Origin of the sequence: Paenibacillus sp. ATY16, assembly GCF_003399985.2 — a bacterium.
In the GTDB taxonomy this organism is placed as follows: domain Bacteria; phylum Bacillota; class Bacilli; order Paenibacillales; family Paenibacillaceae; genus Pristimantibacillus; species Pristimantibacillus glycanilyticus.
Window position 1 is genome coordinate 261,222 of sequence record NZ_NMOK02000052.1, and the last position, 17,426, is coordinate 278,647.

Consider the following 17,426-nt stretch of genomic DNA (forward strand, 5'->3'; position numbering starts at 1 on the left):
AAGGCAGCCGTCATGAATGACCGGCTGCCGGGTAGGAATAGGCCCGTTCAACTTTACAGATTTTAACGTTGTAGCTCTCATACCAAGCCTGTTTGCCTTTCTCCTGGGCAACCTGGTGCAGCCCGTTCTGCCGCCAGTTTTGAATCGCCTCCAGGCTTTCCCAATAGGAAATCGTAATGCCTGCTCCCGAGGCATCCCTCACGCTCTCCACGGATAGGAATCCAGGCTGCTTGGCGGCAAGCTCCTCCATTTTGTCGGACATGGCGCCGTATCCATGATCCCCGTCCGTCCGTTGACTCGAAAAAATAACCGCATAACAAGTGTCCATTACCATGTTTATCAGGCTCCTTTCTGCATTAATTAGACTATACTATTGATTGTAAGATAAATAAAATGAATGATAATAATGCTAAACATGAAAGAGTTTCATTTAAGGCGGGGCAACGATGAATATAGAAAAGTACCGGATATTTAGCAAGGTCGTTGAGGTGGGAAGTTTAACAAAGGCGGGGGAGCTCTTGAATCTGACGCAATCGGCGATCAGTCACGCGGTTTCCAGCTTGGAGAACGAGCTTGGCTTAAGTCTGCTTATAAGAAACAGGGCGGGAATTCAGCTTACGAACAACGGTGAACGTCTCATCCATCCGATCAGAGAAATTCTTCGCGCGAATGATATTTTGAATCAAGAGGTAGCCGCTATAAAAGGAATCGAGATCGGAACGGTTAAGATCGCGACCTTCACTAGCGTTTCGATACAATGGCTGCCGCAAATCATGAAGCAATTTCAGAATCTGTACCCTCAAATCGAAGTGAAGCTGCTGGACGGCAACTACCATGAGATCGAGGAGTGGATCGCGAATGGATCGGCCGATTTTGGCTTTGTAAATCTCCCTACCCGCGAAGCATTTGATGTCGTACCGCTTCATCAGGATAGGATGATGTGCGTAATGAATGCCGGGCATCCTTTCAGTCATCGGAAGGCTGTCAGCTTGGAGCTGATTATGGAGGAGCCTTTTATTATGCCGGTTGCGGGCTGCGACACGGATGTACAACGAATCTTTTCGCAGAACAAATGCAAGCCGCAAATTAAATACGAGTTGGAGGATGACCATGCCATCATTGCAATGGTGCAAAGCAATCTTGGGATCAGCATTCTTCCCGAAATGATATTGTCGCATCTTCCGGACAACGTCTGCTGCCGTCCGCTGGAAAGCGAGTATTACCGCCAAATTGGCCTTGCCGCAAGGTCTTTTAAGAATGTCTCCCCGGCAGCAAGAAAGTTGATGGAATGGATTAGAACTTGGATGGCGTCCCGATAAACTTATAGTTACACAAAATCTGAAACAAAAACAAAATTATATTTTGTTACAAATAAACTAGACAAAAATTTCAAATGGCGCTAATCTGATTGTAAGAAACATAATCGATACAGAGGAAGAAGGGACTTTGCGTTGTTAGAATTAACGATAGACGAGCCCGATCGTCTCGTAAAGGTTGCGCATGCTCTTAGTACACATACCAGAATCGGCATCATAAAGCTGCTGCTTGCCAAGCCAAACCTGAATATTATCGAAATTGCGGAAGCGCTGGATATCCCGGTCTCCACGGCGGCCACCAACGTAAAGGTGTTGGAAGAGGCGGAGCTTATTCTGACCGAGCTTCAACCGGCGTCGCGCGGGGCCATGAAGGTATGCAGCCGGAATTTCGACGATGTCCGCATGATACTTAATCCGATTGCATACTACCAGAACACAAGCAAGGCCGTTGAAGTCGAAATGCCGATCGGCCATTTCATTAACTTCGACATCCAGCCTACCTGCGGGATGGCCAATACGACCGGCATGCTGTTTATTGAGGACGAGCCGGAAAACTTCTATCATCCGGACAGCCGGACGGCCGAGATTATCTGGTTCCGCAAGGGCTGGATCGAATACCGGTTTCCGAAGAAGCTGCCGGCGGGCGCTAAGGTGAAATCGCTCGAGTTCTCTCTTGAACTATGCTCGGAGGCGCCGAACTACAATAATGATTGGCCTTCCGAAATTACGGTATGGGTAAATGATAGGGAGATAGGCTCCTGGATTTCGCCCGGCGATTTCGGCGACCACCGGGGCAAGCTGAATCCGCCTTGGTGGAATGACTCCAGCACCCAGCACGGACTGCTCAAAACCTGGGCGATCGAAGAAAGCCGCAGCACCATCGATAACGAGAAAAGCTCCTCGACAACGCTTCGGGATCTGCAGATGGATCAGAAGCCTTTTATTACATTCCGGATCGGACTCAAGCCGGATGCCAAGCATCAGGGCGGCATGAATTTGTTTGGCAAGTCGTTTGGCGATTACGCGCAGGGAATCATTATGCGCATGCAATACGAATAACGTCCAATTGTTCCAGATGTTTTGTTCGCAAAAAAGCATCTGGAACTTTTTTGTTGAATGATACAGTTTTATTGAAAGAAAGCGTTGACATCATAATTTCATGCATGTATATTTTGTTTATAAACAAATAAGTTGAAACAAACTAAAAAATATGTCGGTATACACGAGCCTATGAAGGAACGCTAGCGGGGGCCGTTTTGAACTGTACATAAGGGTCATGGCTTATTTGTTTACGGCGCAGGAAATCATATCGTTCATTCATTATGAAGGGGGAAGTAACAGATGGCGAAATGGAGAAGCGGTAAAGTTTGGATGGCTGCAATGCTTTGTCTCATTATCGTACTGGCAGGCTGCAGCTCCAATAACGGCGGCAGCAAGGAAAGCTCGAACAACGGCAAGAACAACGGCAATGCGGCAGCACAGGAATCGTCGAACACGGGAGCGGCGGCAGAAGGAACGGATGCCGGAGCCGACGCGAAATCGAGCATCGAATTTATGGGCTGGGGCGGAGACACGGAGAAAGCCGTCTTCCAAAAGCTGATTGATGCTTATATGAAGAAGTATCCGAACAAAAAGGTAAAATACACGGTTGTACCTCCAGGCGAGTATTACCAAAAGCTTGATACCCTGATCGCAGCTAAGAAAACACCGGATGTGTTCTACGCAGGCGGCGCGAACTTCAACAAGCTCGTAAGCAGCGGCGTGCTGATGAACCTTCAGAAGATGCTGGACACAAGCAGTCTGGTTGATCAAAGCAACGTATGGCCTGCCGCTCTGGACCGCTACCGTTATGACGGTACGGCTTCCGGCAAAGGCGACATCTACGGTCTTCCGAAAGACGTCGGCCCTTGGGCGCTTGCTTACAATAAAGATCTGTTCGACAAAGCCGGTCTTCCTTATCCTAGCGCAAAAGCCGGCGAATACACGTGGGACGATATGCTTGCCGATGCGAAGAAGCTGACGGTTGCTAACGAACGCGGCAAGATCGATACCTTTGGCGTAGCGGGTTATTCCACCGAATCTGCCGTATGGGCAAATGGCGGAGACTGGACAGACGGAAATGGCAAGATCACCATTGACACTCCGGAGTTTGCGCAAGCCATGCAATTCGTAGCGGACCTTAGCCTTGTTCATAAAGTAAGTCCTTCCCCGGACGATGAAAAAGCGCAAAACGGCTATGCGCGTTTCGTAGCCGGCAAAATTGCCATGTTCCCGATGGGTCCATGGGATCAGCCAGGCTTCTGGGATCTGCCTTTCAACTGGGATATCGCTGCATGGCCGGCTAGCCCGAATACAGGAAAAACCGCAACATGGCTCGGATCGCTTGGCTTTGTCGTATCGGCTAAAACCGAGTTCCCAGACGACGCCTTCCGTCTTGCGGCGTACCTCAGCCTTGACCAAGATTCGCAAAGACAAAACTATCAGCTTGGCCAAGCGGTACCTAACCTGATGGATATGGCAAAAGGCGAATTCCTCGAAATGGACAAAAAACCGGAGACCCGCCAAGTATTCCTTGATATTATCTCCGATTACGGCCGTCCTCCGATTGAAAACAGCTCGAAAAACACGAAATGGCTGGATACGTTCTGGCAAGACGCCAGCGCGGTCTGGACCGGCAAGCAAAGCGCGGCCGACTTCGTGAAAGCGGAGCAGCCGAAGCTTCAAAAACTGTACGACGATGGCAATAAGTAAAGCAGGTTGAACTTGCTGATGCGTTAGGGGCGAAGATGATCACACATCGTCTTTGCCCCTCTCATCTTCGGCCAGGGAGGATTATTAATGAAGAAAACAATTACCGGATACCGGCGCAAGGAAATGATCTGGTCCCTCATATTTGTTATGCCACCCGTACTCGGGTTTCTGATCTTTGGGTTGGCGCCGCTGCTCACTTCGTTTGGACTCAGCTTTATGACCTGGGATATGCTAACCCCTTCGAAAATTGTCGGCTTCGATAATTTTCATTACATGTTTAATGACGAGAAGTTTTATAAGTCCCTATACAACACCTTCTTCTTGCTGCTCGGCATTCCGCTAGGCATGGTTATCTCGATGATTCTGGCTATTATGATGAACCGCAAGCTGGCAGGCATCTCGATTTTCCGGACGATTTATTACATTCCCGTTATCTCTCCGATTATTGCGGTATCCCTCTTATGGCAGTGGATGCTCAATTACGATTACGGCCTGGTTAACGAGTTTATTTGGAAAGTCTTCGGAACGCAAGGCCCGAATTGGCTGGGCGATCCGAATTGGGTAAAACCATCCTTCATTATTATGGGATTATGGGGCGGCGTAGGGGGTACGATGGTGTTGTATCTGGCCGGTCTCCAAGGCATTTCATCTACCTATTACGAAGCAGCAGAAGTTGACGGGGCAACCCGTTGGCATCAATTCAGGCATATTACGCTTCCGCTTTTGTCGCCGATTCACTTCTATGTTGTCGTTATGGGCATTATCGGAACGTTCCAATCCTTTAGCCAAATGTACATTCTGGCTGCGGACGGCGGACCGGAATACAGCGGCGCGACAATCGTGTACTACATTTTCCAAGAAGCGTTCAAATATTTCAACATGGGTTACGCAAGTTCGGTTGCCTGGGTGCTTGGCATCCTTATATTCATCATTACGTTGGTACAGTTCCGCTTGTCCAAGCGGTGGGTGTACCAGGATTAGGAGGCCTTTAAGCAATGGCTAATCAACGCCGTCTTATCAATACCTTCATATTCGTGCTGCTGCTTGCGGGATCCGTTATTATGCTGGGCCCGCTCGTATGGACAGTGTCGACTTCATTAAAAACGCAGCAGCATGTGTTCGACGTGCCTCCGCAATGGATTCCGGAACCGCTCACTTGGCTCAACTATAAGGATGTCTGGTCGAAGGCGCCTCTATTATACGGATTCATGAACAGCGCAATCGTTGTCGTGTGCGTGCTGACTGTCGGTTTGTTTGTGGCAGCGATGGCCGCTTACGCATTCTCCAAGTTCGAGTTTCCGTTCAAGGAATGGATCTTTATGGCGCTGCTTGGCACCATGATGATTCCTTATTCGGTTGTTATGATCCCACAGTATATCGGCTTCTCGGAGCTTGGGTGGGTGGATACGCTTGCGCCGCTTATCGTTCCGGGCCTGTTCGGCAATATCGTAACGATCTTCTTCTTCCGGCAGTTTATGCAGGGCTCTATTCCGAATGATCTGATCGATGCGGCCAAAATCGACGGCTGCGGCTATTTCCGCACCTTTACGACCGTTGCGCTTCCGATTGCGAAGCCGGCGATTGCCGCGCAAGCAGCGCTTGGTTTTATGGGCATCTGGAATGATTTTATGGGTCCGCTCATTTACCTGCATACGCCAGAACGCCAAACGATTCAAGTCCTTATCGCAAGCATGCAGTCCAACTATATTTCCACCTCGAATTACCCGTCCCTGATGGCGGCGTCGATTGTTGCGCTTGTGCCGGTTGTTATCGTGTTCTTTATGGCGCAGCGTTACTTCATCGAATCGATGGCGATCAGCGGTATTAAGGGGTAAAGGCATGAGCGGATGGCAAATGAAACGGTCCTTGATTGGCATTGGCATCGCGGTCGTACTCGCAGCAGGCGGAGGAGGGATATGGTTGCTTACGCAAAAGCAGGATGAGCAGGGACAAGCAAGAGAGGCTATTACGATGGACCGGACTTATCAGAATCCGATGACGCTGGACCAGGAATGGGAGGATTACGGCATCGGCGATCCTTACGTGCTGCGCTACAACGGCAAATATTATTTGTACTGCAGCACGAAGGACTGGCGGGTTGGCATAAAAGCGTGGAGCTCCGACGATCTGGTGAATTGGAGCTACGAAGGGCTTGTAACGGAGGAGCCGGTAAGCGAAGGCGCTTACGCGCCGGAGGTGGTGTATTGGAACGGTTCCTTCTATATGTATACGTCTCCCGCGGGCAAAGGGCATTACGTGCTGCAAAGCGACAGTCCCACGGGACCGTTCGAGGTAAAAACCGATAATCTCGGCCTTACGATTGACGGCTCCGTCTTTATCGATGATGACGCCAAATGGTATTTCACCCATGCCGAATCGGGAGGCATTATGGCCAGCAGCATGAGCGATCCTTATACGATCGAAGCAGGCGATAAGCTGAACACGTCATTGGGGCATTGGACGGAAGGCTCGATGATTATTAAGCGGGGCGGCAGATATTTCATCACGTATACCGGTAATCATGTTTTCTCGAAAGGCTATCGCGTTAATTACGCGGTAGGGCATGAGTCGCCAACCGGTCTGTATACGATACCGGACAATAATCCGATTATTATCTCGACGGACAAAGATTTTAACGGGCTTGGGCATAGCGCAACGGTGCTTGGCCCGGATATGGATTCCTATTATATCGTTTATCACAATCTGGTCGGCAGCTCGGCCGAAGGACCTCCCGTAAGGAAGCTTAATATGGATCGCCTGACGTTTAACGGGGATAAAATGTCCGTGCTGGGGCCAACGCATGGCACGCCGGTTCCGGCTCCCGCGCTTCCGGCGTTTCGCGATCCGCTTGGCGGCAGTCCAGGCGCGGATAAATGGCAATCGGCCGAAATCTCCGGGGCGGATGCGGCCTGGGTGACTAAGAGGCCAACCGGGGATCGGTTTACGGCGGAATACAACGTTGCGCTTGGCAGCGAGAGCGGTGAATTGGAGACGATCTTCTCTTATGCTAGCGCGGATGATTATCGCAGCATTCGGATCAATCCGGCAGACTATTCCATTACGTTAAGGGATGCGGCGGCGGATAAAGAAATCCGGAAAGCCTCTTTGCCTGAAGGCATGGATTTCTCCAAGCTGCATACCGTTCGAGTGGAAGCGGATCAAAGCGGAACAAGAGTGTATTGGGATGGGCTTCTGCTCATCGATAATGCGGAGCTCGCGGCAAAAGCCGGCCAAATCGGTTACGCCTGGACGGGAGGCCTGAAGCCGGAGCTGCTGTACACGGCATTCTCGAACGAAGCGGGAGGCAGCAGCGACAACAAAATGATCAAGCAGGTGCCCGGCACGATGGAAGCCGTACATGCCGCAGCGTCCGGTAATAATGAAGTCACTCTTCATCATGAAGGAACGCCTGACGGCAGCTACTCGGCCGAATTGACCGGCAAATCAGCTGAGCTAGCTTTCCCGGTATACGTCCGTTCGGACGGGGATTATATGCTGGCTGCGATGGTGTCGGATGCTTCCGCGGGCTCTAAGCTTGAGGTTGAAGCGGGCGGCGTAAAGCGGTCCGTAAAGCTTAAGTCGGAGGAGTTCGTTACAGAAGACGATTCCTCGGAATGGATGAAGGTTCCGCTCGGAACGTTTCCGTTGAAGAAAGGCCTCCAATGGCTTGCAATCTCCAAGGGAAAAGGAAACCCGGACATCCGGTTCATCGAAACAATCGACGCGGCAGCGCCTGAAGGAGAGCAGCAGGTTGCTTTTGACCCGGACTCAACCTTTGGGTATTGGCAGGAAGACGGCGGTACCGTAGGGCTGCAGCTGGCCGGCGATAATTCGATGATTTTCGGCGGGGATGCCCGCTGGACGGATATGGAGGTTAGCGTGGACGTCACGCAGGCCGAAGCAGCCGAAGACGAGGCATCTATTCTGCTGCGGACAACGATGGAATCCTCGTTTCGCGATCAGGTTGCCGATTCTTTTATCGGCTACGAGCTTACCTTCCGCAACGGCAGAATTATCCTGAAGAAAGTCAGCTATGAAGTGAATCAGGAGCTTACCTCCGGCGTGCTGGAGCTGGGGGACGGTAAAGCCCACCCGATCCGGATTAAGCTGAAGGGACCAAGCATAGAGGTATTGGACGGGGACAATGACGAGCCCGTTCTGTCCTGGACGGACCGGAATGCCTTCCTGCATGGAAGGATCGGACTTCGCGCAAGCTCTTCGGACTGGCAATTCAGTCATATCACGGTCAATACGAAATCATAACATTCATCCATAATTAAACGCAGCACATAAGCGTTACAGGAAGCAGGGAACACGCATGACAACAAAAATGTATATCAAAAACTACCCCCGTCCGCAATTCGTCCGCGAGCAATGGGTCGATTTGAACGGCGAATGGAACTTTGCGTTTGACGACGCGAATACGGGCGAAGCGAATTTACCTGCTGTATTCAGCAGCGATTTGAAGATTAACGTGCCTTTTACTTACGAAACGCCGGCGAGCGGCATTAACGACGAAAGCCATCATCCCTATGTTTGGTACAACCGTACGCTGGATATTCCGGCCGAAGCAGAGGGCTCGAAAGTGCTGCTGCATTTCCAGGCTGTCGACTATGTCGCGAAGGTATGGATTAACGGTACTTACGTCGGCTCCCATCAAGGCGGCTATGCGGCTTTTTCCTTCGACATTACGCCTTATATCGCCATTGGCGGGGAGAACCAGCTGACCGTTAAGGTGGAGGACAGCATGGATGCAACGCAGCCGCGCGGCAAGCAGCGCTGGGTGAAGGACAATTTCGAATGCTTCTACGTGCAGACGACGGGGATCTGGCAATCGGTATGGATGGAGTTTGTCGCTCCCGTCCGCGTGGATGCCGTCAAGATTACGCCGGATATCGACAACCGCTCCGTTCGTTTCGAATATCAGGTAGAAGGAGATTACTCGGCTTCGGATATCCGCTTGGAGACTATCATTAGCTTGAAGGGCAAACAGGTGAAGCGGATGAGCCTGACGGTAGACCGTCCTTGGCTTCAGCTGGATGCCGATCTCGTTCACGAGGCGAACGGCCCATGGAAGCATAGCATGTGGTCGCCGCAGCATCCGAATCTGTATGACGTGGAGTTTATTTTGTACAATGGCGATACCAAGCTGGACCACGTGTATTCGTACTTCGGCATGAGAAAAATCTCGATCGAAAAGGGCCGCATCCTGCTCAACAACGCGCCGCTCTATCAACGTCTTATTCTGGATCAAGGCTACTGGCCGGATAGTCATCTGACGCCTCCGTCGGAAGAAGCGCTGATTGAGGATATCGATCTTATTCTGGAGATGGGCTACAACGGCGTCCGCAAGCATATGAAGGTGGAGGATGCGCGCTTCCTGTACTGGTGCGACGTGAAAGGCCTGCTCGTCTGGTCGGAGATGGCCGCAACCTTCGAATTTAACGACAATGCCGTTCATAAGTTTACGAACGAATGGATGGAGGTTGTGCGCCAGCAATACAATCACCCGTCTATCATTACTTGGGTTCCTTTCAACGAATCCTGGGGCGTCATGAACATCAAGAAGGACAAGAAGCAGCAGAAGTTTACCGAAGCCATCTATCATTTGACCAAAAGCTTTGACCTCTACCGTCCGGTTATTACGAATGACGGCTGGGAGCATACCGTGTCCGATATTCTGACTCTTCACGACTACGTGGAGACGAAGGAAGAGTTCGAGAAGCGTTACAGCAATAAAGACGAAATTCTGAATAACGAGATTTCGTTTAACCATTGGAAGTATGCTTTTGCGGATGGTTACGAATATCAAGGGCAGCCGGTCATCGTCAGCGAATTTGGCGGCATCGCCTTCCAGACGGAAGCAGGCTGGGGTTACGGCAACCAGGTTGCGTCGGATGAGGCGTTCCTGAACCGCTTCCGCAATATCCATCAAGCGATCAAGGACAGAGATTATATCGTTGGCTACTGTTATACGCAAATTACGGACGTGCAGCAGGAAGTGAACGGAGTGCTTACGGCGGACCGCAAGCCAAAGCTTCCGATCGAGAAGATCCGCGAAGTGAATCTGATGTAATATGAAAAAAAATAGCGAGGCAGGAATTACTCCTGCTTCGCTATTTTTGTTTTATCGATTATTTTGCCGATGCAACCTGCTTCGTATCGTCTGCCGGCGTAACCTTCTTGTTCCATTCCGGCAGCGAAGCGACATATTCATCCGACATGCTGATCAGTCGGTGAGCTCTCGTGAAGGTGTCCTCCGTATCCTGCGGAGTTGTGACCGGACCGCCCGAGATCGGATAGGTGATGCCGTCCGCGTAACCCGAGCCTGGCACAAACGCGCCTTTATCCGTAATGAACGAACCGGTAGGGAGATAGTAACGTTCAGGCAAAATGTTGCTTGTATGGTTCAGCAGATCCTGTCCGAAGTGGACCTGATCTTTAAGCGAGACGCCAATCAAGTTCGAGATGGTCGGGAAAATATCCGACTGTCCGCCAACCTGAGGGAAGATTTGAGGAGTTTGACTCGGCACGGACATAATAAGCGGGATATTCATCATATCCGGCAGCGTATAGTCACGGCCGTAAATTTCCTTCATCAGCTTCTTCTCGTTGTTGTTCAGGGAGTAAATCGGCAGTCCTTGATGATCGCCGTAGAGGACGATTACGCTGTTATCCCAGACGCCGTTCTTCTTCAGTTCGTCGATCAATTGGCCAAGCGCGTAATCCGCGTAGTTCTGGGCTTCAATGTAGTCGCCGACAAGCGTGTTTTTATAGCGGTCCGGCAGTTCCATCTTGTATTTGCTTTCCGGAATGCGGAACGGATGATGGCCGGACATGGAAATCAGCTGAACGTAGAACGGCTGGCCGGTCTGCTGCATGCGCGCAAGCTCGTCGGCCGTCTTCGCGTACAGAACTTCGTCGGAAGGACCAAAAGCAACGGGATCCTCCTTGCCAAAGAACCGGTCATCATAATATTTGCCCCAGCCAAGCGCCTTATACAGCTGGTCGCGGTTCCAGAACATAACGTTGTTCGTATGGAAGGTTGCTGTCTGGTAGCCGTTAGCGGCAAAGGCCTTCGGCATGCTTGGCAGCTCCTTGTCGGCATACACCTCTGAAGCCGCGCCGTTAGGCGGCACGTAAAGCGATGTGTTCACGACAAACTCGGCATCCGCCGTATTGCCTTGACCTACTTGCTGGAAGAAATGCGGGAAGTAGAAATGATCCGCGGCCAGCTTATTCATATTCGGCGTAATTTCTTTGCCGTCGATTTTCAAGTTAATGAGGAAATTCTGGAAGGCTTCAAGCTGTATCACAATAACGTTTTTGCCTTTAGCAGCTTCCCAATAAGCAGGCTGCGCGGGCTGAGCGCTTCCTTTTTCCTGCTCGACCATAGCCGGGGTTACTTCCTCCGCGTTAATCGGCAAGTCCTTGGAAGGAGCAAACGTCGCATAAATTTCGTAGTTCAGAATCCCCATGTTTTTCGCTTGCTGGAATTCGTTCATGTCCTGGCGGTAAGGAATAATGGCAGTCGCGCATGCGGCAACCGCAAGCACTTGTCCAGCCACAAACCAGCTTCTTTTTCCTTTAACCGACAAGGTGCGGCTCCAGGCGCGGAATCGCTTGCTGCTGGCAAACATGATGAACAGGAACACGATATCCGTAAAGATAAACAGGAAGTAAGGATCCATCAGCGAGAAGACGCTGCTGTTTACTTCGCCAACCTGGTTCACCTGGCGCAGCTCATGATAAGTAACGATAACGCCGAAATATTTGTAATACATAATAACCGCAAAATAAATACCGGTTAAAATAAGGTCGAGGATCAGGTAAGTCATAAACTTCTTCCTGTAAGCAAAGGCCTCGATAAGGCAGAAAATAAATCCGATTGATGAAATGCCGGTTAACAGCATTTTTACGATATCTCCCGTGCCGCCATCGAATACGATGATCCAGACGAGGAGCATTTTTAGAATCATGATGATGGAAAAGACAACAAAAGGCTTGTTCAGCAGCGCTTTCCACCGATATCCGTTAGTCAAAACGAATCGTCTCCCTTTCATTCAGTTAATTACCAGGGGTAAGCTGTATAATATGAACGGCTGCCCCCGTATGTACCGATTGCAGCTCGCGACTTGCGGGATTAGTAATAGGGTTGTTCAAAATCGTACGTTCATGCATGCCAGCAGACGAAAAAGTGCTGCGGGGGTGTTTGACGGGAAAGCATCAAAGCATTAACCTCCGAGCACGGGTGTACGAAGTCTCTATTAATTACTTTATTACTATAATTCATTAAGAGAACGAAAAGCAAGATAACCGAAACGTAAAGCCAGCATTTGCATAGGCTGGCTTTATTTTTTCGCTTCCTGTTCGACAATGAAATCTTATCTTGCCATAGCGGAAAATAGCGTTATGATGGAGATAGATTCATATCCTTTATATTTTAGGTACTGTAGTGTTTATCACGATTGGGAATCGCATAAAATAAGGAAAGAAACTAATATTCCCGAAGCGGGAGGTACCTATGCGAAAAACAGGTTGGAAAATAGCGACAGTAGCAGCCTTGCTTGCCGTTGCCATCGGTTTAAACATGAAATCCGATCTGTTCTCTGTTTTCGCTTCCGCGTCAAGCGGCGGAGGCGGTACGATCGATCAGCTCGAGGATGAGCTGGCATCGCAATTTCAAAGCAGATCCGAGCATTTTACGCTTCAATATAAAGGAGACAAGCACAAGCTTTCCGACGGCTTGCAAAATACGATTAATCTGGCGCTGGCGCAGGATGATTACACCGCGTATATTCTTGACTCCTATCTTTATACCATCCGCAGCTGGGGTAATCTGTCCACCATCAAGCTGGAGGCCAGATACCGCGAGACGACGGACCAGACCGCTGCCGTTGACGCAACGGTCAGCCAAGCGATCAAGCAGATCATTACCCCGCAGATGAATGAGCACGAGAAGGTGAAGGCGATCCACGACTGGATTGTCAATAGACTGCAGTATGACGAGACGTTGAAGCATTACACCGCTTACGATGCTCTCACAACGGGAACCGCTGTATGTCAAGGTTATTCGCTGCTTGCTTATAAAATGCTAAAAGCTGTCGGAATTCCTGTTCTTATTGCCGAGGGCAAAGTCAAGACCGGCGATCATGCTTGGAATATGGTGCAGCTCGGCGGCAATTGGTATCATCTCGATTTGACCTGGGATGATCCGGTTGTGAAGCAAGCCGGCACGCAGCAGACCGAGTCCCGTCTCAGCTATAACTATTACTTGAAGACGGATGACGAGATGCGCGTCGATCATCAGTGGGTCAAAACTTATCCAACGGCGAACCATTCCTATGGCAGCGAGCTTAACAAGCTGCGGAGCACGGACAGCGGGAAGGCGGATGTCTACGCTAAGCTCATTACCGATCTTGGCTTGCACTGGACGGAGCCGGAAAATACGGTAGCGAGCCTGGTAGAGCTGGAGCAGGAAATCCGCGAGGCCGTGATGGAGCAGCAGACGGGCATGAAGTTCCGTTATGTGCATGGCTCGCAGCTTGCGACCGATCTGCCGACGGCCTTTAAGGTGGCGCATGTATCCGTTCGCTATTCGGCCCGTTACGAGCCGTACGGCAACGACGGTTCGATGCTTGTGCAGGTCCAGCTGGATTATCAATAAGAAGCCTAAACAATAAGAAAGAGCATTCGCTTGCGATCAAGCGAATGCTCTTTTTTGCGACACCATTGCGATATCAGCAGTATATATAGCCCGGATTGGCTTAAAAAGGATGGATTTGAGGTAATATATTGTACTTTCTGCAACGTAAAACAGCTTATCCAACGTAGCTGGCAGCCTCGCTTCCGGTCTACAGCGGCTGCTCTTATTGCTGCTGCTCGCTCCTTCTGGCGGCTGTCATCTGCTGCCATACGGAGCCGGCCGCTTCCTCGCCGCGCTCAATCCGCTCCAGCGCGATCTGCGCTTGCAGCTGGATCTCGAACTCGGCGTCCTTCGCTGCCTCGCGCAGCGCTTCCACGGCGCTCTCGTCGCCGGCTTCGTACAGGAAGCGCGCAGCACGCCAGCGAACAAGCTTGTTCGGATCGCGAAGCGCTTCAATCATCGGGCCGGTTGCGGCCGGATCGCCCCAATCGGACAATGTATCGCCAGCTGTACGGCGTACGGAGACGGACTTGTCGCGCAGCGCCTCGAACAGGTAAGGCATGGCTTCCGGCGTGCGCAGATCGCCAAGATAAACGACGGCAAGACGGCGGATCGACATGTTCTCGTCATGCAGTGCTTTGGCAATCAGCGGCAGCAGCTCGGGCTCTGGAGCCATCCGCTCCAGAGCGGCGTAGCGGACCTGCCATTCCGGCGACTCGAAGCGCTCGGCGATTTCTTCGCCGGACAGCGGTGCCGGCCTAGCCGGAGCGGCGGATTCTTCGCCGGGACCTAATGCCTGGGCTGCCGAGATGAGCTCTTTCAGCCGGTCAGGCGTATAAGCGGCTTCCAGCTCCTTCACGATCTCGGCCGCAATCTCTTCAAGCTCGCCGTAACGAACGCCGAATTCCTCCAGCTTCCGTTCGCGGATCATCGAAGCGCCGGCTGCTTCGGTCACGGCATCGGTAAATTTCTGCGGCAGCGCGGAGCGGGCTTCGCGCTCGCCGTTTTTCACCCGTACCTGTATCGGGATGCCTCGGTACATCTGCACAAGCACATGCGCCTCGCCGTAGCTCTCGGCCGCAAGCGCGGCTCCCGCTGCGGCGTCTCCGTCATTGCCGCCTTGCAGCAGCGCTCTCGCATCGGCGAGAATACGCGCCCAGTCCGCGTTAGACACGCGGTCCAGCGCGATAAAGTCGGCCGTGCGGAAGATGCTCCGCACGCCTTCAATAGCGAGGAGCGCCTTCAGCGGCTCCGGTGCGGACTCGATTTCTTTTTTCGTATAGGATTGTCTGATGCCGCGCGGTAGCGATTCATCCACGTTCAGCTTCATGGAATTTGGACTTGGGGTTGGTTCTATTGAAATAAGTTTCATTTTCATTATGCCTCCCGTTCACTAACTTGAGCTTATAATCATAGTGTACATGAAAAAAACAGCTTACGCGAATACAGCTCCGCAGCGGTTGATTGGACATTCCCAAGTTGGTATCTTTAAATAACAGAGCAAGACAATCAGGAGGGATGTACGGTTGAAGCAGAATAAATTTACGAAATTTACGAACAGCGAGCCGGTACAGCTGCAAAATTCCATTAAGCATTTGCAACGATGGCGCCAGGAGCGTCTCCGAAAAATAAAAACGAAGGATTATTCTTATTCCGTTCCGAGCGTTGAGCCGGATCTTTCCTTTTTGCATGAAAATCGGGCAAAGCCGTCTTTGACATGGGTTGGGCATTCCACCTTCTTTATTCAGCTTGCCGGAAAAAATATGATCACGGATCCCGTATGGGCCGGACAAATGGCTTTTCAAAGAAGACTGACACCGCCGGGGCTGCCCATCGAGGAGGTACCTCCGGTTGATATTATCCTTATCTCTCATTCCCATTACGATCATCTTCATATCCAATCGCTTCGGCGTCTTCAGGGCAGCAAGCTGCTGCTGGTTCCGGCAGGGCTCCGCACGAAGCTCAGGCTGAAGGGATTCACGAATGTGAGGGAGCTGCACTGGTGGGAGTCGGTTGTTATTGACGGCATCCGCATTACCTTTGTGCCTTCCCAGCATTGGACCCGCCGCAATCTATGGGACATGAACAGCTCCCATTGGGGCGGCTGGGTGATGGAGCCGGCCGACAAGAATTCCTTGGAGCCAACGATCTATTTTGCCGGTGACAGCGGTTATTTCTCCGGGTTCAGGGAAATCGGCAGCCGGTTCGATATCGATGTGGCTTTAATGCCGATTGGCGCTTACGAGCCGGAATGGTTCATGGGACCTCAGCACGTGACGCCGGAGGAGGCGCTGCAGGCGTTTGAGGATACGGGGGCCAAATGGTTTGTGCCGATGCATTACGGGGCGTTCAAGCTTGCCGACGATACGCCGCGCGAAGCTCTTGACCGGCTGGCTAACGAGCGGGAACGGATCGGGCTGGATGAACAACGTGTCCGAATACTCCTTCACGGCGAGACTTGGCGCTGCCCAAGCCGGGAAAATAACAAACGAGAACAAGAGTAAGCCAAATAAGCACAGTGACTCTCCTCGGCAGGAGAGCTATACTTAGGGATATATTGTTGCAATTGAATATCGCCATTACGGGGATAATTCATTTTAGGAGGAAACCAGAGAACATGAGTCAGCCTATTCGTCTTGGCATAATTGGAGCAGGGGCTATCGGCAAGGTCCACTTGGAAACATTCGCGAAGGTTGGAGCGGAATCGGTATACGTTGCCGCGATTACCGATGCTTATTTGCCGCTTGCCGCGCAAAGAGCAGAGGAGTTCGGCGTAAAGACGGTTCACGAGAACCCGCAGGCCTTGCTGGAGGATCCGGAAATCGATGCCGTCGTTATCGGCGTTCCGAACCAGTTCCATGCACCGCTCGCCATTGAAGCTTTAAAGCATGGCAAGCATGTCTTGCTCGAGAAACCGATGGCGATTGATGCCGAGGCGGCCCGCACGATCTACGTAGCGCAGAAGGCTTCGGGCAAAGTGCTCATGATGGCGCAGCAAATGCGCTGGACCGGCATTAACCGCGCGATTAAAGCGCGTGTTGAAAACGGCGATCTTGGCCGTATCTATAACGTAAAAACCGGCTGGGTGCGCAAAAAAGGCATTCCGGGCTGGGGCTCCTGGTTTACCCGCAAGGATATGGCCGGCGGCGGACCGCTGATCGACATCGGCGTTCATATGCTGGACCTGTCGCTTTATCTGATGGGCAATCCAAAGCCGGTATCCGTATACGGCTCCACTTATGCCGAATTTGGTCCGGAACGCCGCGGCATCGGCACTTGGGGTACGCCGAACTGGGACGGCTACTATGATGTTGAGGATCTTGCAACGGCGCTGATCAAGTTCGATAACGGCGCAACGCTGTCGCTCGACGTAAGCTGGGCCGCGCATGCGGCGGGCATGAGCCAGGATCCGTTTATCCACCTGATGGGCAAGGAAGGCGGCGCGGCGCTTGTTGGCAGCGACGGCAAATTCGTAACCCATGAAGGCGACGACATTGTCGAGTCGAACATCGAGCCGCTTGAAGGCGAAGAAGACCGCGTGCTGCTGAGCAAGCATTTCGTGGAATGCGTTAACGAAGGCAAGGAGCCGATATCCTCCGCGCTTTCGGGCTATACCAACAGCCGCATTTTGGACGCGATTTACGAATCGTCCCGTACCGGCAACGAAGTGAAGCTGAACTGGGATTAATAGTTATGAAAAAGGCTGCCTGAGG

General features: G+C 51.6%; 13 protein-coding genes. 10 read left to right on the forward strand and 3 right to left on the reverse strand.

Annotated features, from left to right (window positions below; genetic code table 11):
* Positions 1-10 precede the first annotated feature (10 nt).
* The gene (locus CFI03_RS26905) at positions 11-334 is read right to left on the reverse strand and encodes an antibiotic biosynthesis monooxygenase family protein (protein WP_201007881.1); all 324 of its coding nucleotides are present in this window, start codon (positions 332-334) and stop codon (positions 11-13) included.
* Positions 335-446: 112 nt separating this feature from the next.
* Here CFI03_RS26905 and CFI03_RS26910 point away from each other — a divergent pair, with 112 nt between their 5' ends.
* The 7 genes from CFI03_RS26910 to CFI03_RS26940 all read left to right on the forward strand — a co-directional run bounded on the left by CFI03_RS26910 (position 447) and on the right by CFI03_RS26940 (position 10,143).
* On the forward strand, positions 447-1,319 hold the full coding sequence (locus CFI03_RS26910) for a LysR family transcriptional regulator (RefSeq protein ID WP_248761500.1): 873 nt from the start codon (positions 447-449) through the stop codon (positions 1,317-1,319).
* 132 nt (positions 1,320-1,451) lie between these two features.
* Complete coding sequence (locus CFI03_RS26915; protein ID WP_248761508.1) at positions 1,452-2,375, forward strand: ArsR/SmtB family transcription factor; 924 nt, start codon at positions 1,452-1,454, stop codon at positions 2,373-2,375.
* A 282-nt stretch (positions 2,376-2,657) separates the two neighbouring features.
* Positions 2,658-4,067 (forward strand): ABC transporter substrate-binding protein, encoded by a 1,410-nt coding sequence (locus CFI03_RS26920; RefSeq protein WP_248761510.1) that lies wholly within the window; start codon positions 2,658-2,660, stop codon positions 4,065-4,067.
* A gap of 87 nt (positions 4,068-4,154) precedes the next feature.
* On the forward strand, positions 4,155-5,048 hold the full coding sequence (locus CFI03_RS26925; protein ID WP_248761512.1) for a carbohydrate ABC transporter permease: 894 nt from the start codon (positions 4,155-4,157) through the stop codon (positions 5,046-5,048).
* Between the two features lie 14 nt (positions 5,049-5,062).
* Positions 5,063-5,902: a carbohydrate ABC transporter permease gene (locus CFI03_RS26930; protein WP_248761515.1), complete on the forward strand. Its 840-nt coding sequence runs from the start codon at positions 5,063-5,065 to the stop codon at positions 5,900-5,902.
* Between the two features lie 4 nt (positions 5,903-5,906).
* A complete protein-coding gene (locus CFI03_RS26935; RefSeq protein ID WP_248761517.1) occupies positions 5,907-8,330 on the forward strand; it encodes a glycoside hydrolase family 43 protein in 2,424 nt (807 codons plus the stop codon).
* Between the two features lie 55 nt (positions 8,331-8,385).
* Positions 8,386-10,143, forward strand: coding sequence for a glycoside hydrolase family 2 protein (locus CFI03_RS26940; RefSeq protein ID WP_248761519.1), 1,758 nt, complete (start codon positions 8,386-8,388; stop codon positions 10,141-10,143).
* A 58-nt stretch (positions 10,144-10,201) separates the two neighbouring features.
* Here CFI03_RS26940 and CFI03_RS26945 read toward each other — a convergent pair whose 3' ends face one another.
* Entirely contained in the window at positions 10,202-12,109 is a 1,908-nt protein-coding gene (locus tag CFI03_RS26945; protein ID WP_248761526.1) for an LTA synthase family protein, read from the reverse strand.
* A gap of 482 nt (positions 12,110-12,591) precedes the next feature.
* Here CFI03_RS26945 and CFI03_RS26950 point away from each other — a divergent pair, with 482 nt between their 5' ends.
* The gene (locus CFI03_RS26950) at positions 12,592-13,734 is read left to right on the forward strand and encodes a transglutaminase domain-containing protein (protein ID WP_127491587.1); all 1,143 of its coding nucleotides are present in this window, start codon (positions 12,592-12,594) and stop codon (positions 13,732-13,734) included.
* Between the two features lie 202 nt (positions 13,735-13,936).
* On the opposite strand, the gene CFI03_RS26955 is transcribed toward CFI03_RS26950, so the two are convergent.
* Positions 13,937-15,085 carry a virulence factor gene (locus tag CFI03_RS26955; protein WP_248761528.1) on the reverse strand — a complete coding sequence of 383 codons (1,149 nt, stop codon included), beginning with the start codon at positions 15,083-15,085 and terminating at the stop codon, positions 13,937-13,939.
* A gap of 154 nt (positions 15,086-15,239) precedes the next feature.
* Here CFI03_RS26955 and CFI03_RS26960 point away from each other — a divergent pair, with 154 nt between their 5' ends.
* On the forward strand, positions 15,240-16,217 hold the full coding sequence (locus CFI03_RS26960) for an MBL fold metallo-hydrolase (protein ID WP_248761531.1): 978 nt from the start codon (positions 15,240-15,242) through the stop codon (positions 16,215-16,217).
* A 113-nt stretch (positions 16,218-16,330) separates the two neighbouring features.
* Positions 16,331-17,401: a Gfo/Idh/MocA family protein gene (locus CFI03_RS26965; RefSeq protein WP_248761533.1), complete on the forward strand. Its 1,071-nt coding sequence runs from the start codon at positions 16,331-16,333 to the stop codon at positions 17,399-17,401.
* Positions 17,402-17,426 lie beyond the last annotated feature (25 nt).